Origin of the sequence: Rhodococcus opacus B4, from assembly GCF_000010805.1 — a bacterium.
Taxonomy (GTDB): Bacteria; Actinomycetota; Actinomycetes; order Mycobacteriales; family Mycobacteriaceae; genus Rhodococcus_F; species Rhodococcus_F opacus_C.
Genome location: NC_012522.1, coordinates 1,340,090 through 1,362,488 on the forward strand (window position 1 = coordinate 1,340,090; position 22,399 = coordinate 1,362,488).

The window sequence follows — 22,399 nt, forward strand, 5'->3', positions numbered from 1 at the left end:
CTCAGGCGACAGTGAAGGACCGCGTGTGCCAGCCGGTGGCGCCACCGGGTATCGGCGGCGTCCGCTCCTCCACCTGCACGTTGCCGTCCAGATCGGTGGCGCGCACCTGGAGAGTGTGCAGGCCGGACGCGGCCTCCCACTCCCACGTCCACTGCCGCCAGGTGTCGATGCTGTACTGCGGGGCGAGGGTCGCGGTCTGCCACGCGCCGTTGTCGACCCGTACCTCCACCTTCTCGATGCCGCGGTGCTGCGCCCACGCGGTTCCGGCGACGAGTACCGGACCGGGCGCGGTGGGTGCGAACGGGGCGGGCACGTCGATCCGGGACGCCGTCTTGATCGGACCTTCCGCGGACCATCCGCGCTTCGTCCAGTAGGCCTCGGCCTTGTCGAATCGGGTGAGTTCCCAATCCACCACCCATTTGGTGGCCGACACGTAGCCGTAGAGACCGGGAACGACCTGCCGCACGGGGTAACCGTGTTCGAACGGCAGCGGCTGACCGTTCATCGCGACCGCGAGGATCGCGTCGCGCCCGTCCTGCAGTGCCGCGACCGGGGTGCCCGCCGTGAAATCGTCGCTGCTCGTGGACAGCAGCATGTCGGCGTCGGGGTGCACGCCTGCCTCGTCGAGGATGTCCTTGATGGGGTAGCCGATCCACGTGGCATTGCCTGCGAGATTTCCGCCCACCTCGTTGGACACACACGTCAGCGTGATCACCCGTTCGACGGGCGTCCGCGCGATCAGGTCGTCCCACGAGAGGGTGAGTTCACGGTCCACCATGCCGTGGATGCGCAGTTGCCAGTCGTCCGTGGTCAGCCGCGGCACCCGGAGGGCGGTGTCGATCCGGTAGAAGTCCTCGTTCGACGTGACGAACGGGGTGCCGCCCGGCACGCCGATGTCGGTGCCCGGAGCGATCGCGGCCGCCCGGTCGCTCACCCCGGGAATCGCGAAGGCGCGGCGGTTGTCCACGGCGCCCGCGACCTGTTGTCCGAGGTACCGGCCCGCGGCTCCCGCGGCCGCGGCCGTCGCCGCGGCTCCGGCGGCCAACAGGAGAAAGGTGCGGCGCGGCAACCACGAATCCTCCGAATCCGAGTTCTCGGGCGCCCGCGCGGTTGCCGCCAGCACCCGCAGGACCGCGATACCGGCGACGACCCCCACCACGGTCGGCAGCGCGTACACCCATGTCGCGCTGGGACGCTGGGTGGACGCATAGATTCCCACCAGTCCCAGGACCGCGAGAATCACGCTGCCGAACGGCGCGCGGGGACGCTCGACGATCCCCGCGACCGCGGCGAGGAGCACGATGAGGATCGTCATGCCCACGAACAGCGCGGGTTTGTCGTTGGTGCCGAACGTGTCGATCGCGAACTCGCGGGCCCAGGCAGGACTGCGGTCCACCGTCGTCGATCCGACCGCGTAGAACGGCGACGCGTTCGGGTCGATCAGCACCGCCAGCAGTTCGCCGACGCCGAGTACCACGCCGGCGGCGATCACTCCGGCGAGCGCGCGCGAGAACAGGTGCCGCCGTCGCCGTGGCGTCCGCGCCGCCTCGTGCCGGTCACCGATCGTGGTAGTCATCGCAGCCTTGCTCCTTTGCCGTCGTCACCGTGTATTCGGAGCTGAGAACGCGCACGGATGGGAGCCCACCACTAGTATTTACCGGATGAACCAGCTCGACAAAGATACCCTTCTCTGCATCTCGCTCTCCGGTCGGCCGAGCAACATCGGCACCCGGTTTCACAATTACCTGTACGGCGAGCTGGGCCTCAACTTCGTGTACAAAGCCTTCACCACCAACGACCTCCAGGCCGCGGTCGGCGGCATCCGGGCGCTCGGGATCCGCGGTGCCGGTGTCTCCATGCCGTTCAAGGAGCAGATCATCGACTACGTCGACGTGATGCACGAGTCGGCGTCGGTCATCGAGTCCGTCAACACGGTCGTCAACGAGGACGGGGTGTTGCACGCCTACAACACCGACTATCAGGCCATCGCGAACCTGTTGCGCGACAACGCGTTGCCTCATTCGCTGTCGGTGGCGGTGGCGGGGAGCGGCGGCATGGCCAAGGCCGTGGTCGCCGCTGTGCGCGACTACGGGTTCACCGACGTCACCGTCATCGCCCGCAACGAGACGACGGGCGGCGCCGTCGCGAAGCAGTACGGATTCGACTGGCAACCCGAACTGGGCACGGCCCGGCCGGGACTGCTGATCAATGCCACCCCCATCGGGATGGCGGGCGGTCCCGAGGCCGAGGATCTGGCATTCGAACTCGACGCGATCGACGCGGCGGACGCCGTGTTCGACGTGGTCGCGATGCCCGCCGCCACGCCGCTGATCCGGGCCGCCGCCGAACGCCACAAGACCGTCATCACGGGCGCCGAGGTGATCGCGCTGCAGGCCGCGGAACAATTCGTCCTCTACACCGGCGTGCGCCCGTCCCCCGAAGAAATCCGCAGGGCCTCCGAGTATTCACGCTCGTGAGGTAAGCACCGCCCAGACGCCCGCGCAGCGGCTCGCACGCAAGTCGGCGAGCCGCGCGCCGTTGTCGTGAGCTGTTGCCCGACAACGCTTTTCTCATCGGAATTCCGCCGCCCCCGCCGCCGGGACCCGTCGCGCTTTCGCCCGCCCGCGAATCCCCCTGCTGTCCGAATCTGGATTAATTCAATTTTGGGTCTTGACACGCATTGTGACCCCTGTCACGCTTCTCTATACGGAATCATTATTTCGCATTGTGGAAGAAGGGTCGCATGGTTTTCGATGCAGGACTCCGACGATTCAACGAGGCTTCACAGTCCGAGGCGACGACATGGGCGCGAATCTGCCTGGACATCCCCCGGTGGGCAGACGAACTCGTCTCCGCCCGGCCGTACCCCGATCGCTCCTCGTTGCTCACCGCGGCCAGAACGGGGGCGGGCCCCCTCTCCGCGGAGGAGATAGAACGGGCACTCGCGCACCACCCCCGGATCGGCGAACCCCCGGGCGGCGACGACGCCGAGGCGCAGCTGGCCCGCACGGAACAGTCGAACGTCGATTCGTCCGACGCGGAGGCGAAGAAACGGCTCGCCGACGGCAACCGCGCCTACGAGGACAAGTTCGGACGGGTGTTCCTCATCCGCGCCGCCGGCCGCAGCACGTCCGATGTCCTCACCGCCCTCGACCGCAGGCTGGTCAACGACGAGGCAGGCGAATTGGCCGTTGTCGCAGAGGAACTGCGCGACATCGCCGCCCTCCGGCTCGCCGGGATGCTGGACGCATGAGCGACGTCAGCCACGTCACCACCCACGTGCTGGACGCGGCCGAAGGCAAGCCCGCGCGGGAGGTCCCGGTCACGCTGGCGGTCCGGCGAGACTCGGCCTGGGTCCCCGTTGCCGACGACGTCACCGACGACGACGGGCGCGCCGCGGCCCTGGGACCTGCCCGACTCGAGCCGGGCACCTACCGCATCGTGTTCGACACCGGACGTTACTTCGCCGCGAAGGGACGCCCGACGTTCTACCCCGACATCACCATCACGTTCGCCCTCACCGACAGCGAACAGCACTACCACGTACCTGTCCTTCTCAGCCCATTCGCATACTCGACCTACCGAGGGAGCTAATCATGAGCCAGATCGTGCTCGGCCAGAACCAGTACGGCAAGGCGGAAGTCCGGTTGGTCAAGATCACCCGGGACACCAAGCGACACGAGATCGAAGACGTCACCGTCACTTCGCAATTGCGCGGAGACCTCGATGCGGTACACACCGCAGGCGACAACGCGCACGTCGTGGCCACGGACACCCAGAAGAACACGGTGTACGCGTTCGCTCGCGACGGCGTCGGCGCGATCGAGTCGTTCGCGATGCGACTCGGCAAACACTTCACCGGCGAGTTCGAGTGGATCACGGGCGGCCGCTGGGAGATCGAGCAGTACTCGTGGGCGCGGATCCCGGTCGACGGCGAGGGCCACGACCATTCCTTCGTCCGATCGAGCGACGAGCGGCGGAACACCGTGGTCACCATCGACGGCGACCGCACGTGGGTCGTGTCCGGCCTCAGCAACATGGTGGTGCTGAAGTCCACGGGTTCGGAGTTTCGCGGATACCCGAAGGACAAGTACACGACCCTGCAGGAGACATCCGACCGGATCCTCGCCACCTCGGTCAGTGCCCGATGGCGGTACCTCACCACCGACGTCGATTTCGACAAGACGTTCGAGAACGTGCGGTCGATCATGCTGGAGGCGTTCGCCACAACCCACTCGCTCGCGCTGCAGCAGTCGCTGTTCCAGATGGGTTCGGCGGTCCTCGAGGCGCACCCCGAGATCGCCGAGGTGAAGTTCTCGATGCCGAACAAACACCACTTCCTGGTCGATCTGGAGCCGTTCGGACTCGACAACCCCGGCGAGGTGTTCTTCGCGGCCGACCGCCCCTACGGGTTGATCGAGGCGACCGTCGAGCGTGAGGACGCACCCGACGCCGGCCGCGCCTGGGATTCCGTTCCCGGATTCTGCTAGGAGCGCGGCGATGAAGCGGATCGGACATCGGGTTGCCGGAACGACCGGACCCGAAGACGAGCGTCTACCGCTCGGAAGGTCGTACGTCTACGGGTTGCAGCACATCCTGACGATGTACGGCGGCGTGATCGCGCCTCCCCTGATCGTCGGCGGCGCCGCCGGACTGACCGGCGCCGAGATCGGGTTGCTCGTGTCGGCGGCCTTGTTCGTCAGCGGCGCCGCCACCCTGCTGCAAACCCTCGGCGTTCCCTTCTTCGGCGCCAAACTCCCCTTGGTGCAGGGCATTTCCTTCGCCTCGGTGTCGACGATGGTGGCGGTGGCCGCCGGTCCGGGCGGGCTGCGCTCCGTGTTCGGGGCCATCATGGTCGCAGGCGCGATCGGATTGTTGATCAGCCCGTTCTTCTGCAAGATCGTCCGCTACTTCCCACCCGTCGTCACCGGGTCGATCATCACGGTCATCGGCATCTCCCTCCTACCGGTCGCCGTGCGGTGGGCGATGGGCGGCAACGCCAAGGCCCCGGACTGGGGGTCGATGTCCAACATCGGACTCGCCGGGTTCAGCCTGTTCGTCGTGTTGCTGGTGAGCCGCCTGGTCCAGGGCACCCTGTCGCGGTTGTCCATCCTGATCGGCATCGTCGTGGGCACCCTGTTCGCCGCGCTGATCGGCAAGGCCGACTTCAGCGCCGTCGGGAAGGGCGCGATCTTCGAACTGCCGCAGGTGTTCTCGTTCGGCAATCCGCTGTTCCAGATCGGCGCGATCATCTCGATGACGGTGGTGATCCTCGTGATCATGACCGAGACGACGGCGGACATCCTCGCGGTCGGCGAGATCGTGGGGACGAAGGTGGATGCACGCCGGGTCGGCGACGGACTCCGAGCGGACATGCTCGCCACCACCGTGGCACCGGTGTTCGGGACGTTCCCGGCCAGTGCGTTCGCCCAGAACGTCGGGCTCGTCGCGATCACCGGGATCAAGAGCCGGTACGTCGTCGCGGCCGGAGGTTCGGTCCTGTTCGCCCTCGGACTGTTCCCCATCCTGGGCCGGCTGGTGGCCTCCGTACCGCTGCCCGTCCTCGGCGGTGCCGGGATCGTGCTCTTCGGTTCGGTGGCCGCCAGCGGAATCCGAACCCTGTCCAAGGTGTCGTACGACGGCAACCTCAACCTGGTGATCGTCGCGGTGGCCCTCGGATTCGGCGTCATCCCGATCGCCGTGCCCGACTTCTACTCGGCCTTCCCGGAGTGGGTACACATCGTCTTCGACTCGGGAATCAGCGCGGCCAGCATCGTCGCGGTGCTGCTGAACATCCTGTTCAACGAGATCAAGGCCGGCAACCGCCCCACCCCCTCGGTGGTCTCGGCGGCGCCTCCCGTCCTCGTCGACCGCGCCGAGGAACACCCGGCCGACACGGCGCGCTCCTCCGCCGTGCGCAATGAGTGAGTCGTATCAGCCGACGCTGACCCAGCTCCGCGCCTTCGCTGCCGTCGCCACCCATCTGCATTTCGGCTCGGCGGCATCGGATCTCGGGATCAGCCAGCCCACCCTCTCGCGGGCGCTGGCTGCTCTCGAGATCGGGCTCGGGGTCACCCTGGTCGAGCGGAGCAGTCGCCGGGCGGTCCTGACGTCGGTCGGCAGGCGACTGCTCCCGTACGCCCACCGCACCCTGGACGCCACCGCGGAGTTCGTGGCACTGGCATCAGGGACGGCCTCGCTACCGGTCCCCCGACGCGCCGTCCTCCCGACGGCGGTCGAGTAGGCGCATCACCCGCGTCGCACTCACCCCGTGGACGACGACGGAGAGGACGACGGTGAACGCCACCGTCGACCACAACCACCTCTCGTCGTCCACGCCGGCTTCCGCCGCGGCGTAGGCGAGGTAGTAGATCGACCCTATTCCGCGAACCCCGAAGAATGCGGTGACCCGGCGTTCGGGCCCGGACATCTCCTCGCAGCCCAGCAGCGACACCCAACCCACGACCGGCCGGATGACGAACACGAGGGCCGACGCGACGAGGACCCCGCCCCACGTCAGATGGATCAGCAGACCGGAGGTGAGTGCGACCCCCAGCAGGAGCAGGACGGCGAGGGTGAGCACGTGTTCGAGTTGCTCGATCAGGCTGTGCATCTCGGCGTGGTAGTCGTGGGCCCGCTCCGTCCGCCGGATGGCGACGGCGCAGGCGAAGACGGCCAGAAACCCGTATCCGCCGGCCAGTTCGGTGAGTCCGTAGACGGCGAACGTGGCGGCGAGCGCGAAGATGGGTTCACTGCGTTCGGCGAGACGCATGTGCGCGATCGGGAAGCGGAAGACCGCGCGGCCGAGCAGATCACCGGCCACCCACCCCACGACCGCGCCGATGAGCGTCTTGCCGATCAATTCCCAGGCAGCCCACTGGACGATCCATTGGTCGATCGGCCCCTTGCCGATCATGAACAGTGCCAGATACACGAACGGAAAGGCGAGAGCGTCGTTGAGCCCGGCCTCCGAGGTGAGCGCAAACCGGACCTCGTCGTCCTCCCGATCGGACTCGCCGCCCGACGTCGGACCCTCCACCTGCACGTCGGACGCCAGCACCGGATCGGTGGGCGCGAGAACGGCCCCGAGCAGGATCGCGACGGCGGGGGTCAGTGCCGCCACCCACCAGCCGAGCAGCGCGACAGCGGCGATACCGAACGGCATCGCGATCAGCAGCAGACGCCACGTCGAATTCCACGTCCGCCGGCCCAGCGGCCTGTCGATCGCCAGTCCCACGCCCATCAACGCGACGATGACGCACGTCTCGCTCAGATGTTCCGTCACAGCGGGATGCAGTGCCGGCGAGAGGGCGTCCGTTCCCGACTCGCCGAGGAACACGCCGCCTCCCGCGCCGACCGCCAGGACGATCAGCGGCGCCGAGACGGCACGGTCCTGGAACAGGCGCGGAACGGTGGCGGCCAGTAGGAGAGCCAGTCCTGCCGTCAGGTAGGCGAGATCGGTGTTCAGTGCGGCCCACCCACCTCCCCGCGCAGCAGGGCCGCCATCCGCGCGTCGAACGCCACGAACAGCACCCGCGGAATCCCGGAATCCGACTCCCGGACGGCGCCGACCGCCTGCCGGACAGCGTCGTCCGCGGGCCAGCCGTACACGCCGGACGAGATGAGCGGGAACGCGACGGACTGCGCGCCGAGATCGGCGGCCACCGCCAGGCTCGCGGTGTAGGCACCGCGCAGGGTGGCCGACCGATCGTCCGAAGCGGAGTACACGGGGCCCACGGTGTGGATCACCCATCGGGCGGGCAACCGGCCCGCCGTCGTCGCGACCGCCTGTCCCGCCGGCAGACCGTCCTGCAGCGTGGTGGCCCGCAGGTGCCGGCACTCGGCGAGGATGTCGGGTCCCCCGGCCCGGTGGATGGCGCCGTCCACACCACCACCGCCGAGCAGTCCGGAGTTCGCGGCGTTGACGATCGCGTCGACCTCGACCGTCGTGATGTCACCCTGCACTACCTCGATGGTGGTCATCTCCTCATTATCGCCGCGAGCCCACCGCGATTCGCACGATCAGTCCGGCGACCAGCGCCCAGAACGCCGACCCGATGCCGAGGATGCTCACTCCAGACGCGGCGATCAGGAACGTGACGACGGCGCCTTCCCGTTCCCGGACGTCGTCGAGGGCGGAGGCCAGGGCGCCGCCGAGCGTGCCGAGCAGGGCGAGGCCGGCGACGGCCTCCACGACGCCCTCCGGCGCCGCGGCGATGAGGGTGGCGACCGCGGCGGAACACCCCGCGAGCACCAGGTACGCCCAGCCTGCCGTGAAGGCCGCGACCCAGCGTTTCCGCGGGTCGGGATGCGCGGACGGCGCGGCGGCGAGGGCGGCGCTGATGGCGGCGAGGTTGATGGCGTGCCCACCCGCGGGGGCGCCGACCAGGGTCCCGACACCGGTCACCAGCATGGCCGGCCGCCACGGCACCCGGTAGCCGAAGGAATTCATGACGGCGGTGCCGGGAATGTTCTGGGACGCCATCGTCACGATGTACAGCGGGATCGCGATCCCGATCATCGCCTGCCACGTCCACGCCGGTGTGGTGACGTCGAGCCTCGGAAGAAGCGCGCCCGGGTCGAGCCCGTCGCTGCCGGAGACGAGACCGACCGCGATCACCACCGCGGCGGCCGCAAACGCCGACGGGACCGCCCATCTCGGCGAATACCGCTGCAGAACCAGCCACACGAGGACGACCGGCGCCACGGCCAGCGGTGCGTCCCGCAGCGCCAGCACCGGCGCGAGGCACAGCGGCAGCAGCACACCCGCAAGCATCGCCTGCGCCAACGCCGGGGGGATGGATGCGATGAGCCGTCCCAGCCGCGGCCACAGCCCGGTGAGGATCACCGCCGCCCCCACGACGGCGAACGCGCCGACCGCGGCCGGCCATCCGCCGCTCACCGTCCCCGCCCCGGCGAGGAGCGCCGCGCCCGGTGTCGACCACGCGAGGGTGATCGGCATGCGGTAGTGCCGCGACATCCACAGCATCCCCAGCGCCTGCGTCACACACAGCGCCAGCAGTCCCGACGCGGCCTGGGCGGAGTTCGCGCCCACCGCCGTCAGCCCGGTGAGTACGACCGCGAACGAACTGGTGAAGCCCACCAGGGCGGTGACGATTCCGGCGCTGACCGGCTGGGCGGCGGAATCCGGTGAACGCACGTCACTCTCGGAACTGTCGGAACTGTCGGGCACGGACATAGGACGCGATTCTGCCCGACGGGTGGCGCAGACGGTCCGTGGCACTAGGGTCGGGGCGGTGAAACACGAGGACGCCCCCGCGATGCCGACCGCCGCCGACTTCCCCACGCTGTGGCCGGTCCCTACCCGCTGGGAGGACAACGACCACTACGGGCACGTCAACAACGTCACGTACTACTCGTTCTTCGACACGGCCGTCAACGGCTGGCTGATCGCGACGACGGGCACCGATATCCGGGATCTTCCTGCCATCGGCGTGGTCGCCGAGACGTCGTGCAAGTACGTCAGTGAGCTGACGTTCCCGGACCGTCTGCAGGTGGGGTTGTCCGTCGGGAAGCTGGGCACGCGGAGCATCGTGTACGCGCTCGCGATCTTCCGCGAGAACGGCGACGCACTCGACCTCGCCGCCCTCGGCCGCTTCGTCCACGTGTACGTGGACGCGAAGACCCGGAAGCCGGTTCCGATACCTGAGGAAATCCGCAGCGCCGCAGCCCTTCTGGTGGCACCGGACACAGCCTGAGGGTCCGGTGCCACCGGGTGGTTCAGCGCAGGCCCTCGGCCTCGGCCGTGGCCACCGCCCGGGCGATGATGCCGTCGATCAGCGCGACCGTGGGCGCACCGGTCTCGGCCTTGTTCCGGGGGTCGTCGATCACGCGGCGCAGCACGCCTTCGGCGATGATCGCCAGCTTCCACAACGCCAGCACGTGCCAGTACCCGACGTGCGTGACGTCGCGTTTGGTGTGGTGGACATAGGCCTCCACGAGCTCGGCCCGGGTGGGGAATCCCTCGAGGGTGGAGGCGGGGAACGGTCCGGCGTCCTCGTCGCCCGCCTCGGGCCAGTACGCCAGCAACGCACCCACGTCGGCGAGGGGGTCGCCCAGCGTGCACAGCTCCCAGTCGACCACCGCGACCACCTCGCCTTCCTCCGGCGAGGTGATGACGTTGCTCAGGTGAAAATCGCCGTGCACCAACGAGAGTTCGGCCTGCTCCGGCATGTTGCGTTCGAGGATCCCGGCGAGATCCTCGATGGCCGGGACCTCACGGGTGCGGGACTTCTCCCATTGATCCGCCCAGCGCTTCAACTGCCTTGCCGCGTAGGGTTTGTGGCTGGCGAGGTCCTCCAGCCCGGCGTCTCCGAGATCGACCGCATGGATCTTCGCGAGCGCCTTCGGCATCGCCAGCCCGACGGCGTTCCGCTGCTCGGGCGTCAGTTTCTTCGCCACGCCGACACTGTCGATCACCACCCCCGCGACGTAACTCATCAGCACGAGCGGCGCGTCGGTGACCTCCGGATCTTCGGTGAGCCCGAGGATCTTCGGCACCGGAACGTCGGACCCCTGCAGAGACGAGAGAATCCGGTGTTCGCGGACCACGTCGTGCGCCGACGCGAGCAGATGCCCGAGCGGCGGGCGCCGCAGCACCCACCGTCCGCCGCCCGCGTCGCTGACCGCGTACGTGAGATTCGACTGACCGTTCCCGATCCTCTCGAAGCTCAGCGGCGCGATCGCTCCCACACCGAGTCCGGCAATCCACGCAGAAACGGCATCTTCGTTCAGCCCCACAGCATTCACGCGCTCGATGCTAACCGCTCGGCAGCCCGATGCGGAGGGAACCGGTCCGCACCGCAGGTCGCGGCTCTAGGGTGGCAACGGTGAGGCCGATTCGGCCGGAACTGGAGGGACGGACGTGGAAGTTTTCCTCATCGTGTGTGGCGTGCTCCTCGCCGTGAGCGCCGTCGCCGTGAGCATTCCCAAGCTGAGACTGAAGGGAACCGCGTGGACGGGGCTGCAGGCCCGGGGCCTGAGCGGGCAGCAGGTCCGGCTGATCGGCGTGGCCGAACTCGCCGGCGGGGTGGGCGTTCTCGTCGGCCTCTACTGGACTCCGCTGGGCGTGATCGCGACGGTGGCGCTGCTGATTCTCCTCTTGTGCGCTATCGCGTTTCACGTCAGACACGGCGACTACGGCAATTCCGACACGCGGGCCGTCGCGATGCCCGCCGTCTACCTCGCGGTGCTCGCCGTCCTCGCCTCGATCGGTTTCGCGTTCGCGGGGTGATCTGGACGTTTCGGGCAATTGCAGCGACAACCATGCGACGGCGTCCGCATTGGTCATTAGACGCAGCATGACACCCACGGCACCCCCAAAACTGGGCATTCTGCTCGATCTCGGCGGTACCACTTGCGCACTTCGCGTTCCCGTGGATGCTGTGAAGTAGGACACATCCGTCCTACCGCAGTACCCGTCTCCGACGAACCCACAAGGTTCACGGACTCGACAACGCGAGGTGACCCCGATGGTCGACAAGATTGCCTATCCGGTCCAGCTCATCCAGCCGGACGGCCTACGGGTCTTCAGACCCGACTACACGAGCCTCGTCCGCGACATCCGACCCGACCAACTGCGCGACCTGTACGAGGACCTCGTCGTCGCGCGTCGGATGGATGTCGAGGCGGTCGCTCTGCAACGCCAGGGTGAACTGGGACTCTGGGCCCCGCTGCTCGGTCAGGAAGCCGCCCAGGTCGGCTCCGCCCGCGCGCTCCGTCCCGACGACTACGCGTTCATCAGCTACCGGGAACACGCCGTCGCCTACTGCCGGGGCGTGGACCCGGGTGTGATGACCCGCATGTGGCGGGGATGCGCGCATTCCGCGTGGGATCCGAGTTCCGTGAACGTGACGAATCCGGCGATCGTCGTCGGCTCCCAGGGACTGCACGCCACCGGATACGCCATGGGCGCCCACCTGGACGGCGCGGAGATCGCGACGATCGCCTACTTCGGCGACGGCGCCACCAGCCAGGGCGACCTCGCCGAGGCCCTCGGCTTCTCGATGAGCTTCAACGCGCCGGTCGTATTCTTCTGCCAGAACAACCAGTTCGCGATCAGCGAACCGGTCCACCTGCAGAGTCCCGTCCCCATCGCACAGCGCGCCGCCGGTTACGGCATGCCCGCTCTCCGGGTGGACGGCAACGACGTTCTCGCGGTCCTGGCGGTCACCCGCCAGGCCACGCAGCGGGCCCGCGAAGGCAGCGGGCCGACGTTCATCGAGGCCATCACGTACCGGATGGGCCCCCACACCACGTCGGACGACCCCACCCGATACCGGGCTGCGGCCGAGACGGAGATCTGGAAGGCCCGCGACCCGATCGACCGAATGAGGCGGCTCCTGGACCGGGAGGGGCTGCTGGGCGAAGAATTCCTCGCCCGGGTGCAGGCCACGGCGGACGCCGTCGCCGCGCGGCTGCGCTCGGGGACCGTCGAGGCGCCCGACCCCGCGCCGCTCGATCTGTTCGACCACGTCTATTCCACCGACCATCCGCTGATCGACGAGGAACGCGAGCAGTACGCCGCGTACCTCGCAGGCTTCGCCGGCATCGAGGAGGCACTGTCATGACCACCACCACGCTGTCGCTCGGCGCCGCGCTCAACGCAGGTCTGCGCCGCGCTCTCGAACACGACCGCAAGGTCGTGATCATGGGCGAGGACGTCGGACGCCTCGGCGGGGTCTTCCGCATCACCGACACTCTGCAGAAGGACTTCGGCGACAACCGGGTCATCGACACCCCGCTCGCCGAATCGGGGATCGTCGGCGCCGCGTTCGGGATGGCCCTGCGCGGCTACCGCCCCGTCTGCGAGATCCAGTTCGACGGCTTCGTCTACCCCGCGTTCGACCAGATCGTGTCGCAGGTCGCCAAGATTCACTACCGCACGCAGGGCCGGGTCACCGCGCCCCTGACGATCCGGATCCCGTACGGCGGCGGCATCGGCGCGGTCGAACACCATTCGGAATCGCCGGAGGCGTACTTCGTCCACACCGCCGGACTCCGCGTCGTCACGCCCAGCAACCCGGCGGACGCGTTCCACATGATCCAGCAGTCCGTCGCGGCGGACGACCCGGTGGTGTTCTTCGAACCGAAGCGGCGGTACTGGGACAAGGCCGACTTCGACGTGGACGCCGGACCGGACCTGCCGCTCCATCGGGCCCGGGTGGCCCGGGAGGGCACGGATGCCACCATCGTCGCGTACGGCTCCGTCGTGCCGACGGCCCTGTCGGCCGCGTCGATCGCCGCCGACGAGGGGCACTCCCTCGAGGTGATCGACCTGCGCTCCCTCTCCCCGATCGACTTCGACACCGTCGAGGAATCGGTGCGCAAGACCGGCAGACTCGTCGTCGCGCACGAGGCGTCGACGTTCCTCGGGCTGGGTGCGGAGATCGCGGCCCGCATCTCCGAGAAATGCTTCTACCAGTTGGATGCTCCGGTCCTGCGGGTCGGCGGATTCGACGTCCCGTATCCCCCGTCGAAGCTGGAACGGCATCATCTGCCGGACGCCGACCGCCTGCTCGACGCCGTCGATCGCAGTCTCGCGGCCTGATCGCACTCACCGGAGGAGAGGAGTCGTCCGTTGGCACAGGAATTTCGCCTACCCGATCTCGGTGAGGGGCTGACGGAGGCCGAACTGGTCTCCTGGGCCGTCGAGGTGGGCCAGTCGATCGAACTCAATCAGGTGATCGGCGAGGTCGAGACGGCGAAAGCCCTCGTCGAATTGCCCTCGCCCTACCCGGGTGTCGTGGAGGAACTGCTGGTTGTCCCGGGAGCGACGGTGCCGGTGGGGACGCCGATCATCCGGATCGCGACGGATGCGGCCACCGGGGAGCCTCCCGCGCGCACGCCCGTCCTGGTGGGGTACGGACCTGAAGCCGCCGCCGAGAGCAAGCGCGCCCGGCGGCGACCGGCGACCGCTCCGGAGACCGCCTACCCGGACGGTCGGCGCCCCGACGCGTCGCCGGCCGCCCGGCTCGCGGCCCGGGAACGCGGGATAGACCTCGCAGTCGTCGCGGGGACGGGACCGTCCGGCGCGGTCACGAGGAACGATGTGGAATCCCACACGGGGTCGGCCGAGCCGTCCGTGCCGTCGGAACGTTCGGACGATTCGGAGACGGTGCAGCGCGAGACCCGCACCCCGATCCGCGGTGTCCGGAAGCAGACGGCGGCGGCGATGGTCCGCAGCGCGTTCACGGCCCCGCACGTCACCGAATTCGTGACCGTCGACGTCACGCGCTCGGTGGAACTCCTCGGGCGCCTGCGGGACCTCCCCGAATTCGAGGGGCTGTCGGTGACCCCGCTGAGCCTCGTCGCGAAGGCGATGATCGTCGCGCTGCGGGCGAACCCGAGCCTCAACGCCTCGTGGGACGAGGAGAACCAGGAGATCGTCACCAAGCACTACGTCAACCTCGGTATCGCCGCGGCCACACCCCGAGGTCTGATGGTCCCCAACATCAAGGAGGCACAGTCGCTGAGCCTGCTCGAATTGTGCCGGGCGATCACCGAACTGACCGCGACCGCGCGCAGTGGCAGGGCCGATCCCGTGCAGCTCACCGGGGGCACGGTGTCGATCACCAACGTCGGGGTGTTCGGCGTCGACGCGGGCACGCCCATCCTCAACCCCGGCGAGGCGGCCATCCTGTGCCTCGGCAGCGTCGACAAGAGACCGTGGGTGCACGAGGACGAACTCGCGGTGCGCTGGGTCACCACGTTGAGCGTGTCGTTCGATCACCGCGTGGTCGACGGCGAGCAGGGGTCGAGGTTCCTGTCGTCCGTCGCGGCGATGCTGCACGATCCCGCCTCACTGCTCGCGCACCTCTGATCCTCGGTACGTTTGGTCGGTGAGCATTTCCCGAGCGTCCCCGGTCGACAATCGGGTACCGGTGGCCGAGCCGCTCCGCCGGGCCCGGGCGGGAACGTTCGGGATCTTCGGGATCAACGGGTTCCTGCTGGGCATGTGGGTCGTGCACATTCCGGCGATCGAGGACCGGACCGGTATCAGCCACTCCACGCTGGGTTCGCTGCTGCTCCTGCTGGCGGTCGGCGCGATCGGCGGCATGCAGGTCAGCGGCCCGCTCGCCGACCGGTTCGGCAGCAGGCGGATGGTGATCGTCGCCGGCCTCGCGCTGTCGGTCGCCACCGTGGGTCCGGGGCTGGCGTCCGCTGCCTGGCAACTCGGTCTCGCCCTGCTCGTGTTCGGCTTCGCCAACGGCGCACTGGACGTGTCGATGAACTCCCAGGCCGTCGAAGTCGAGCAGCGGTATCGACGGCCGATCATGTCGGCGTTCCATGCCCTGTTCTCCGTCGGCGGGGTGGCGGGATCGCTGCTCGGGGCGGCGACGCTCGCCGCCGGATGGACACCCCTGACGGCGCTGGTGGTCGCCGGCGGCATCGGGGTCGTCGCCGTCGCCGGGGGCTCCCGCTGGCTGATGGCGGACCGTCCCCGCTCGCGGCACGAGCCGGCACCCGGCGAGAAGGCCCACGGACGACTGTCCGCGCGGGTGCTCGCGCTCGGTGGCATCGCCTTCGTCCTCATGCTGTCGGAGGGTGTCGCGAACGACTGGAGCACCCTGCAGGTCAAGGAACACCTCGGAACGACGGATTCCGTCGCTGCCCTTGCGTTCGGCGCCTTCTCGGTGATGATGACGGTGGGCCGGTTCACGGCAGATCGAGTAAGCGCCGCGCTCGGCCCCGTCGCCGTCGTCCGCTACGGCACCCTGATCGCGGCGCTCGGCATGCTGCTCGTCCTCGTCTCGGGATTGCTCCCCCTCACGATCCTCGGCTGGGCGCTGTTCGGTCTGGGGTTGTCGGGCTGCGTCCCGCAGATCTTCACCGCCGCGGGCAACCTCGGCGCGGGTTCCGCGGGCACCAACATGTCCCGCGTGGTCGGACTCGGGTACGTGGGGTTCCTCGCGGGCCCGGCCACCATCGGCTGGATCACCCAGGTGGTTCCACTCACCGTTGCCATGGTGGTGCCACTGGTCTGCGTGCTGGTCGCCGCCACGTTCGCAGGAGCGGTCCGGCGCACCTGACCCTCACGCGACGGTGCGGTACCTGAGCATCATGTCGTGATCCTCGTGGTCGAGGATGTGACAGTGCCACACGTAGCCCTGCAGTGATCGCGAACCTCCGGCACCGTGCCCGTGGGAGCCGGATGCTCCCTGCCCGAACACGGCGTCGGGATCGAAACCCAGCGACTCCGCGGTCGGGAACCGGACGACGATCCTGGTGACGGAATTCGCGTTCGCCAGCACCGTGTCCTTGAACCCGCGCTCCCACGGTTCCGCAGGCGCGAGCGGTGAGATCGTGAACGCGTCGGCCGACGGCGTCCACCGGATTCCGAGCGGCGGCTGCGGGGTGGCGAACGCGAAACGCAGCGTCTCGACGACCTGACGCCCCAGCACCCGGAAGTTCGCGAGATGAAGATGCACGGGATGCGGATCGTTGGTCGCATTGATGATGTTCCACTGCTCCACCGTCCCCTGGCGCGGCAACTCGATGTCCTCGGTCGAATACCGGAGATTGTTCAGGGACATGATCGACGGCGGCAGTCGCACGTCGCTCGGCTGGCTGAGGGTGACGTCCCGGAAGACCTGAGGTCGCGGGATCGGCGGCAGCGACTCCGGCTGCCCGGGTCCCCCGCGCAACGTCGCGGGGAGCCCGCCCGTGAAACCGCGGGCCACGCCCACCCGGAACCGGCAGAACCTCGGCATCGTGCGTTCGCCGATCAGCGCGGCCTGGAACGGCGGCGGCTCGTCGTTGCAGAGTTCCACCGTCGAGCCCGGTTCCAGGGAGCCGAAGTCGACGAGCAGGTCGACCCGTTCGGCCGGGCTCAACCGCACCCGCGTCACCGCGACCGGGGCGTCGAGCAACCCGTTGTCCCCGCCGATCACCCAGAACCTCATGCGGTTGCCGAAGAACAGATTCCACACGCTCAACGAACCCGCGTTCACGAGTCGCAACCGGTACAGGCCGCGGGCCACGTCGAGTTCCGGCCACACCTTGCCGTTCACGACCCCGACGTCGCCGACCGCGCCCCCTTCCCAGCTCCCCTGCGGCACGGTGGGCGTCGAACGGATCCGCTGCCTGCCGTCGGCGGTGAACATCTTCTCCTGCAGCACGAGCGGCACCTCGAACTCCCCTGCCGGCAGACCCAGCGGGTTGCCGGGGCGCCCGGTGTCGAAGTCGTCCCGCAGTAGATACAGCCCGACCAGACCTGCATAGATGTTGAGCCGGGTCACTCCCATGGCGTGGTCGTGATACCAGAGAGTGGCGGCGTCCTGCCGGTTCGGAAGGTGGTGCACGTACGCCTCGCCGGGCCGGAACACCTGCTCGGGGTGCCCGTCGAACTGGGGCGGATTCACCCCGCCGTGCAGATGCGTCGCCGTGGGCACCTGGGTGCGGTCCCGTTCGCTCAGTCCGTGCAGCGACGTATCGAAGTCGACGGCGAACGGGTGGACGGTGATGTTGTTCCGGAACGCGACCGTCGTCGGCTGATCGACGTGCGCCTCGATCGTCGCCCCCAGATAGTCCGCGCCGCTGTATGCCAGCGCCGGCGAAGGTGCCAGGTCCGTGTGGAACTGATGAATCGTGCTGCTCGCCTGTACGCCGACGCTCGTCCCGGACGTCGTCGGCAGGATCGGCAGCCGGTCGCGATACGGCTGGATCGGCGGCGAGGAGAACATCAACGGTCGCAGCGGATCGATGTCGAAGGGGAACGCGCTCGCCGAACCGGCCGACACCGCGCCCAGCCCACCGCCGAGCGCTGCCGCCCGCAGGAACGATCGGCGCGAGATCCGTCCACTCATGTCGGTCACTTCGTGCGTGTCACGCGGAAAGACGATTCGAGATCGGTCCACGACGACGTTACTCCGCCTGGTGCGGCAACCGCCCGGGATCCGGACGAACGCTCGTCGCACGACGACGACCGTTCACCGACCTCACAGCGGCCGCTCATGGATCACTCAGCGTCGGTTGGCACACTGTGTGTCGTGACCGAATCGACCAGCAGGCTTCGTCACAGTGTTCGTCGCCTCGCCTTCGCCGCGGCGGGTGTGGTGGCACTGTGCGCGCTGTACATCATCCGCCCCGAATCGTCGGGAGTCGTCCTCCCGGAGGCACTCCGGCCCGTCGCCGAACCCGTGATCCAGGCGATCGACATCACGACGGTCCTCGCAGCGGCCGTCGTTCTCGCCATCGTCGCGGCGGTGCGAAAACTCTCGTACGGCATGGGGGCGGTACTGCTGCTGTGTATCGGCGCGAATCTCACCAGCGCCGCAGTGCGGGCCTGGGAATCGGATGCGCCGTCCGCGGTACTGCCGAGCGGGCACGTCGTCGCCGTCACCGCCCTGTACGGTTCGGCGCTGCTGGTGTCGGCGCCCCGGTTCCGGCCCGTCATCGCGGGCCTGGGTTTCGCCGTCGTCCTCGGTGTCGCGGGCGCCGCTGCGCTCGTCGAATCCACCGGCATCTTCGGCCTCGCGGCCAGTCTGATCATCTTCGCGATCTGGTGGGCGCTGGCGTCCACCCTGATGCTGTACTCCCCCGTCGCGGCCGAGCGCGAAGAGCGCCGGCCCGACACCGCGGCCATCGCCTTCTCCCGGCACCTGTGAGGCGGCTCCGCCGCCCGTGCGCCTTTTTGGTTGTTGCTGCTACCAGAAAGGCGCACGGGCGCGAAGCGCCTACAGGGCTTTGAGTTCCTCGGTGACCTCGGCGACCGACTTCTTCGCGTCCCCGAACAGCATCGAGGTGGTGTCCGCGAAGAACAGCGGGTTGTCGATACCGGCGAACCCGGAATTCATCGACCGCTTCAGCACGATCACCGACTTCGACTGATCCACATTCAGGATCGGCATCCCGTGAATCGGCGACGACGGATCATTCCGCGCGGCCGGGTTGGTGACATCGTTCGCCCCGATCACCAGGGTGACATCGGTGCGCGCGAACTCGTCGTTGATGTCGTCCATTTCCTTCATCGCGTCGTACTCGACGTCCGCCTCCGCGAGCAGCACGTTCATGTGCCCGGGCATCCGGCCCGCCACCGGGTGGATGGCGTACTTGACCTCGACACCCTTCGACTCGAGCAGCTTGGCCATGTCCTTGACCGCGTGCTGGGCCTGCGCGACCGCCAGCCCGTAGCCGGGGACCACGATCACCTGGTTCGCGTAGGCCATCTGGATCGCCGCATCGGCGGCGGAGGTGGCCTTCGCCGTCTTCGCGGCGGTGTCCCCGGCCGCCGCCGCTCCGCCGCCGCCACCGAACCCGCCGGCGACGATCGCCGGAATGGACCGGTTCATCGCCTTCGCCATCAGGTTGGTCAGGATCGAACCCGACGCGCCGACGATCATGCCGGCGACGATCATCGCCTGATTGTTCAAAGCCAGACCGGCGGCCGCCGCGGACAGACCGGTGAGCGCGTTGAGCAGGGAGATGACGACGGGCATGTCGGCGCCGCCGATCGGCAGCACCACCATCAGCCCGAGCACCGCCGCCAGCACCAGCACCCCGACGATCCACCACTGCGAGGTGGGGGCGGCCGGGTCGATGGCCTTGATCCCGATCGCCACCGCCAGGGCGACGGCCCCGATCAGCAGCAGCGCATTCAACGGTTGCTGGAGTTTGCCGATGCCGATCGGCCGGCCCGGCAGGGTTTCCTGCAGCTTCAAAAAGGCGATCACCGATCCCCAGAACGAGATCGACCCGATGATCGCCGCGAACAGCGAGGCGATGACGATGTGCACCGTCGGCGTCTCACCGTGCGAGAAGGCGGTGAACCCGTCCGAGTCCAGGAACTCCGCGTAGGCGATGAGGGCGACGGTGCCGCCGCCGACGCCGTTGAACAGCGCCACCAGCTGCGGCATCGCGGTCATCTTCGTCCGCAACGCCGGCGGCACCCCCAGCACCACACCGATGACCAGGCCGGTGACGATGAGCACCCAGTTGGAGGTGTCGCGGATCGAGATCAGGGTCGCCACGACGGCGACACCCATGCCGACCGCGGCGATCTGGTTACCGCGGACCGCGGTCTTCGGGCCGGTCAGGCCCATCAGACCGTAGATGAACATCGAGAACGCCACGATGTAGAGCACGTTGACGAGGTAGTCCATTACTTGTCCCCACCCTTCTCAGCAGCAACAGCGGCGGGGGCGGCGGGCTTGGACTTGAACATGCCCAGCATGCGGTCGGTGACCACGAAACCACCGACCACGTTGATCGTGCCGAACACCAGCGCGACGAACAGGATCACCTGCAACCCCCACGGCGGGTTGTCGACCTTGCCGAGCACCACCAAAGCGCCGAGCACGACGATGCCGTGGATGGCGTTGGTGCCCGACATCAGCGGGGTGTGCAACGTGTTCGGGACCTTCGAGATCACCGCGAACCCCACGAACCCGGACAACACCAGGATCGCGATGTTCGCCAACAATTCGGTGTACATCTAGGACACACCCTCCTCACGGGTGACGCAGGACGCGGCGAGGACCTCGTCCGAGAAATCGGGGGCCAGCGCCCCGTCAACGAGCATCAACTCCAGCAGCGCGGAGATGTTCTTCGAGTACAGCTCGGAGGCGTGCTCGGGCATGCTGGCGGGCAGGTTCAGCGGCGAGCAGATCGTCACCCCGTGCTTGACGACGGTCTGACCCGGCTCGGTGAGCTCGCAGTTGCCGCCGGTCTCCCCCGCCAGGTCGACCACCACGGATCCGGGCTTCATGCCCTCCACCGCGGCGGCAGTGACCAGGCGCGGTGCCGGGCGGCCCGGGACCAGGGCGGTGGTGATGACCACGTCGAAGCCCTTGATCGCGTCCTCGAGCGCCTGCTGCTGCTGCGCGCGTTCGGCCTCGGTGAGCTCGCGGGCGTAGCCGCCCTCACCGGCCGCGTCGATCCCCAGATCCAGCCACTGCGCACCGACCGACCGCACCTGGTCCGCGACCTCCGGGCGGACGTCGTAACCGGTGGCCCGGCCACCGAGCCGCTTCGCCGTGGCCAACGCCTGCAGACCCGCGACCCCGACGCCGAGGACCAGCACCGTCGCCGGCTTCACGGTCCCCGCGGCGGTGGTCAGCATCGGGAAGAACCGCGTCGACTCCGACGCCGCCAACAGCACCGACTTGTACCCGGACACGTTCGCCTGCGACGACAGCGCGTCCATCACCTGGGCGCGGGAGATCCGCGGGATCGCCTCCACGGCGAACGCCTGCACCCCGGCCGCCTTCAACGCGGCGACCTGGTTGTCCTGGTTGCGGGGGGCGAGGAACCCGATCAGGGTCTGCCCGGTGTGCAACCGGCCGACCTCCTCGTCCGAGGGCGGGGCGACCTTCACGATCACGTCCGCCGACCACGGGTCGGCGATCTTCGCCCCCGCCTCGGTGTACAACTCGTCCGGAATCAGCGCGCCCAAACCGGCACCCGACTCGACCACCACGTCGACGCCCTTGGCGATCAACGACGCCACGACCTTCGGCACCAACGCCACCCGACGCTCACCGTCGTTCGACTCCCGAACGACGCCGATCGTCGGGCGCGCGGTGGACGCGCTCTGCGATGTATCCATGTATCGACTTCCTGCGGTAGATGGTGTGTGTGCCGCGACGAGCGGCGATCAACCGATGATGAGCGGAAATATTTCCCCCGACTCGACTGAGTTAGCTGATAGTAGCCAGTAAAACCGTGACGTAGGGAACAGAGAAGTCTGTGGATAGGCGTCTGAATCGAGTCCGAACAGTCGTTCTCACAGATGTTTCTGCCCGTTTGTGAACCCGATCACAGGGTGATCGGTCGTAGTCTGACGGTAGACACCGCACGGAAGCGGAGGTTCGGCCATGAGCAAACCGAAGGAACGGAGCGCGGAGGACGTCACCGCGGATCCGCCGGTGATCGTCGAGCGGGTCTACGACCATCCGACCGAGGGCGACGGACTGCGACTGTTCGTGGACAGACTGTGGCCGCGGGGGCTGCGCAAGGACGCGTTCCACTTCGACGACTGGGCCAAGGACCTGGCGCCGTCGACGGAGTTGCGTCATTGGTACTCGCACGACGTCGCCGCGTTCAGCGAGTTCCGCGAGCGATACGTCCACGAACTCGATTCGCCGACCGGCCGGAGGGCGGTCGCGCGGGTGCAGGAACTCGCGCAGGGGCGGCCGATCGTTCTGCTCACCGCGACGAAGGACGTCAGTCACAGTCATGCCGAGGTGCTTGCCGAGTACATGCTGGACCGGCTGTGACGTCTTCCGGCGACCAGGCCGTGCCCATCGCCGGGCCGGAGGACGACCTCGGCGGCGATCCGGTCTGCTGGCTCGACCGCGTGTGCCCCGACTGCGGGTTGTTCCTCACCGACCACACCGCGAGCACCTGCCCGCGCTGCGGTTCTGCGCGGGACAGGTGA

General features: G+C 68.4%; 24 protein-coding genes. 15 read left to right on the forward strand and 9 right to left on the reverse strand.

Annotated elements, in window-relative coordinates; genetic code table 11:
• Position 1: 1 nt before the first annotated feature.
• Positions 2–1,576 (reverse strand): molybdopterin-dependent oxidoreductase, encoded by a 1,575-nt coding sequence (locus tag ROP_RS06270; protein WP_012688486.1) that lies wholly within the window; start codon positions 1,574–1,576, stop codon positions 2–4.
• 85 nt (positions 1,577–1,661) lie between these two features.
• Here ROP_RS06270 and ROP_RS06275 point away from each other — a divergent pair, with 85 nt between their 5' ends.
• From ROP_RS06275 to ROP_RS06300, 6 genes are all read left to right on the forward strand, one after another.
• A complete protein-coding gene (locus ROP_RS06275; RefSeq protein WP_012688487.1) occupies positions 1,662–2,477 on the forward strand; it encodes a shikimate 5-dehydrogenase in 816 nt (271 codons plus the stop codon).
• A gap of 266 nt (positions 2,478–2,743) precedes the next feature.
• A complete protein-coding gene (uraD, locus tag ROP_RS06280; RefSeq protein WP_012688488.1) occupies positions 2,744–3,253 on the forward strand; it encodes a 2-oxo-4-hydroxy-4-carboxy-5-ureidoimidazoline decarboxylase in 510 nt (169 codons plus the stop codon).
• Entirely contained in the window at positions 3,250–3,594 is a 345-nt protein-coding gene (gene uraH, locus ROP_RS06285; protein WP_012688489.1) for a hydroxyisourate hydrolase, read from the forward strand. Before uraD ends, uraH begins: the two co-directional genes overlap by 4 nt.
• A 2-nt stretch (positions 3,595–3,596) precedes the next feature.
• On the forward strand, positions 3,597–4,490 hold the full coding sequence (pucL, locus tag ROP_RS06290; RefSeq protein WP_012688490.1) for a factor-independent urate hydroxylase: 894 nt from the start codon (positions 3,597–3,599) through the stop codon (positions 4,488–4,490).
• A gap of 10 nt (positions 4,491–4,500) precedes the next feature.
• A complete protein-coding gene (locus ROP_RS06295; protein ID WP_012688491.1) occupies positions 4,501–5,928 on the forward strand; it encodes a nucleobase:cation symporter-2 family protein in 1,428 nt (475 codons plus the stop codon).
• Entirely contained in the window at positions 5,921–6,244 is a 324-nt protein-coding gene (locus tag ROP_RS06300; RefSeq protein WP_012688492.1) for a LysR family transcriptional regulator, read from the forward strand. Before ROP_RS06295 ends, ROP_RS06300 begins: the two co-directional genes overlap by 8 nt.
• Here ROP_RS06300 and ROP_RS06305 read toward each other — a convergent pair.
• From ROP_RS06305 to ROP_RS06315, 3 genes are read right to left on the reverse strand one after another with little or no spacing between them, the layout of a single operon-like run.
• Positions 6,200–7,468 (reverse strand): cation:proton antiporter, encoded by a 1,269-nt coding sequence (locus ROP_RS06305; protein WP_043826286.1) that lies wholly within the window; start codon positions 7,466–7,468, stop codon positions 6,200–6,202. The genes ROP_RS06300 and ROP_RS06305 overlap by 45 nt on opposite strands.
• Positions 7,465–7,983, reverse strand: a complete 519-nt coding sequence (locus ROP_RS06310; protein ID WP_012688494.1) for an O-acetyl-ADP-ribose deacetylase — start codon at positions 7,981–7,983, stop codon at positions 7,465–7,467. Before ROP_RS06310 ends, ROP_RS06305 begins: the two co-directional genes overlap by 4 nt.
• 7 nt (positions 7,984–7,990) lie before the next feature.
• Positions 7,991–9,199: a benzoate/H(+) symporter BenE family transporter gene (locus tag ROP_RS06315; RefSeq protein WP_012688495.1), complete on the reverse strand. Its 1,209-nt coding sequence runs from the start codon at positions 9,197–9,199 to the stop codon at positions 7,991–7,993.
• A gap of 82 nt (positions 9,200–9,281) precedes the next feature.
• Here ROP_RS06315 and ROP_RS06320 point away from each other — a divergent pair, with 82 nt between their 5' ends.
• The gene (locus ROP_RS06320) at positions 9,282–9,719 is read left to right on the forward strand and encodes an acyl-CoA thioesterase (protein WP_050785040.1); all 438 of its coding nucleotides are present in this window, start codon (positions 9,282–9,284) and stop codon (positions 9,717–9,719) included.
• A 22-nt stretch (positions 9,720–9,741) separates the two neighbouring features.
• Here ROP_RS06320 and ROP_RS06325 read toward each other — a convergent pair whose 3' ends face one another.
• Positions 9,742–10,770: a phosphotransferase family protein gene (locus ROP_RS06325; RefSeq protein WP_012688497.1), complete on the reverse strand. Its 1,029-nt coding sequence runs from the start codon at positions 10,768–10,770 to the stop codon at positions 9,742–9,744.
• A 115-nt stretch (positions 10,771–10,885) separates the two neighbouring features.
• On the opposite strand from ROP_RS06325, the gene ROP_RS06330 reads away from it, so the two are divergent.
• The 5 genes from ROP_RS06330 (at position 10,886) to ROP_RS06350 (ending at position 16,052) form a co-directional block, all read left to right on the forward strand.
• Positions 10,886–11,254: a DoxX family protein gene (locus ROP_RS06330; RefSeq protein WP_012688498.1), complete on the forward strand. Its 369-nt coding sequence runs from the start codon at positions 10,886–10,888 to the stop codon at positions 11,252–11,254.
• 238 nt (positions 11,255–11,492) lie between these two features.
• Entirely contained in the window at positions 11,493–12,590 is a 1,098-nt protein-coding gene (pdhA, locus tag ROP_RS06335) for a pyruvate dehydrogenase (acetyl-transferring) E1 component subunit alpha (protein ID WP_012688499.1), read from the forward strand.
• On the forward strand, positions 12,587–13,570 hold the full coding sequence (locus tag ROP_RS06340; protein WP_012688500.1) for an alpha-ketoacid dehydrogenase subunit beta: 984 nt from the start codon (positions 12,587–12,589) through the stop codon (positions 13,568–13,570). The genes pdhA and ROP_RS06340 overlap by 4 nt, the downstream gene beginning before the upstream one ends.
• A 30-nt stretch (positions 13,571–13,600) precedes the next feature.
• Positions 13,601–14,842 carry a dihydrolipoamide acetyltransferase family protein gene (locus ROP_RS06345; protein WP_012688501.1) on the forward strand — a complete coding sequence of 414 codons (1,242 nt, stop codon included), beginning with the start codon at positions 13,601–13,603 and terminating at the stop codon, positions 14,840–14,842.
• Between the two features lie 61 nt (positions 14,843–14,903).
• Complete coding sequence (locus tag ROP_RS06350) at positions 14,904–16,052, forward strand: MFS transporter (protein ID WP_043824305.1); 1,149 nt, start codon at positions 14,904–14,906, stop codon at positions 16,050–16,052.
• Positions 16,053–16,055: 3 nt separating this feature from the next.
• Here ROP_RS06350 and ROP_RS06355 read toward each other — a convergent pair whose 3' ends face one another.
• Positions 16,056–17,828, reverse strand: a complete 1,773-nt coding sequence (locus ROP_RS06355; RefSeq protein WP_043826287.1) for a multicopper oxidase family protein — start codon at positions 17,826–17,828, stop codon at positions 16,056–16,058.
• A 183-nt stretch (positions 17,829–18,011) separates the two neighbouring features.
• Between ROP_RS06355 and ROP_RS06360 the strand changes: the two genes are divergently transcribed.
• Positions 18,012–18,629 (forward strand): hypothetical protein, encoded by a 618-nt coding sequence (locus ROP_RS06360; RefSeq protein WP_043824306.1) that lies wholly within the window; start codon positions 18,012–18,014, stop codon positions 18,627–18,629.
• A 69-nt stretch (positions 18,630–18,698) separates the two neighbouring features.
• Here ROP_RS06360 and ROP_RS06365 read toward each other — a convergent pair whose 3' ends face one another.
• From ROP_RS06365 to ROP_RS06375, 3 genes are read right to left on the reverse strand one after another with little or no spacing between them, the layout of a single operon-like run.
• Positions 18,699–20,123: an NAD(P)(+) transhydrogenase (Re/Si-specific) subunit beta gene (locus ROP_RS06365; protein WP_012688505.1), complete on the reverse strand. Its 1,425-nt coding sequence runs from the start codon at positions 20,121–20,123 to the stop codon at positions 18,699–18,701.
• Complete coding sequence (locus ROP_RS06370; protein WP_012688506.1) at positions 20,123–20,455, reverse strand: NAD(P) transhydrogenase subunit alpha; 333 nt, start codon at positions 20,453–20,455, stop codon at positions 20,123–20,125. Before ROP_RS06370 ends, ROP_RS06365 begins: the two co-directional genes overlap by 1 nt.
• Entirely contained in the window at positions 20,456–21,568 is a 1,113-nt protein-coding gene (locus ROP_RS06375) for a Re/Si-specific NAD(P)(+) transhydrogenase subunit alpha (RefSeq protein WP_012688507.1), read from the reverse strand. It abuts the gene before it with no gap.
• A 268-nt stretch (positions 21,569–21,836) separates the two neighbouring features.
• On the opposite strand from ROP_RS06375, the gene ROP_RS06380 reads away from it, so the two are divergent.
• Together ROP_RS06380 and ROP_RS43485 are read left to right on the forward strand one after the other, a co-directional pair.
• Positions 21,837–22,238, forward strand: coding sequence for a DUF488 domain-containing protein (locus ROP_RS06380; RefSeq protein WP_012688508.1), 402 nt, complete (start codon positions 21,837–21,839; stop codon positions 22,236–22,238).
• Complete coding sequence (locus ROP_RS43485; protein WP_012688509.1) at positions 22,235–22,399, forward strand: hypothetical protein; 165 nt, start codon at positions 22,235–22,237, stop codon at positions 22,397–22,399. Before ROP_RS06380 ends, ROP_RS43485 begins: the two co-directional genes overlap by 4 nt.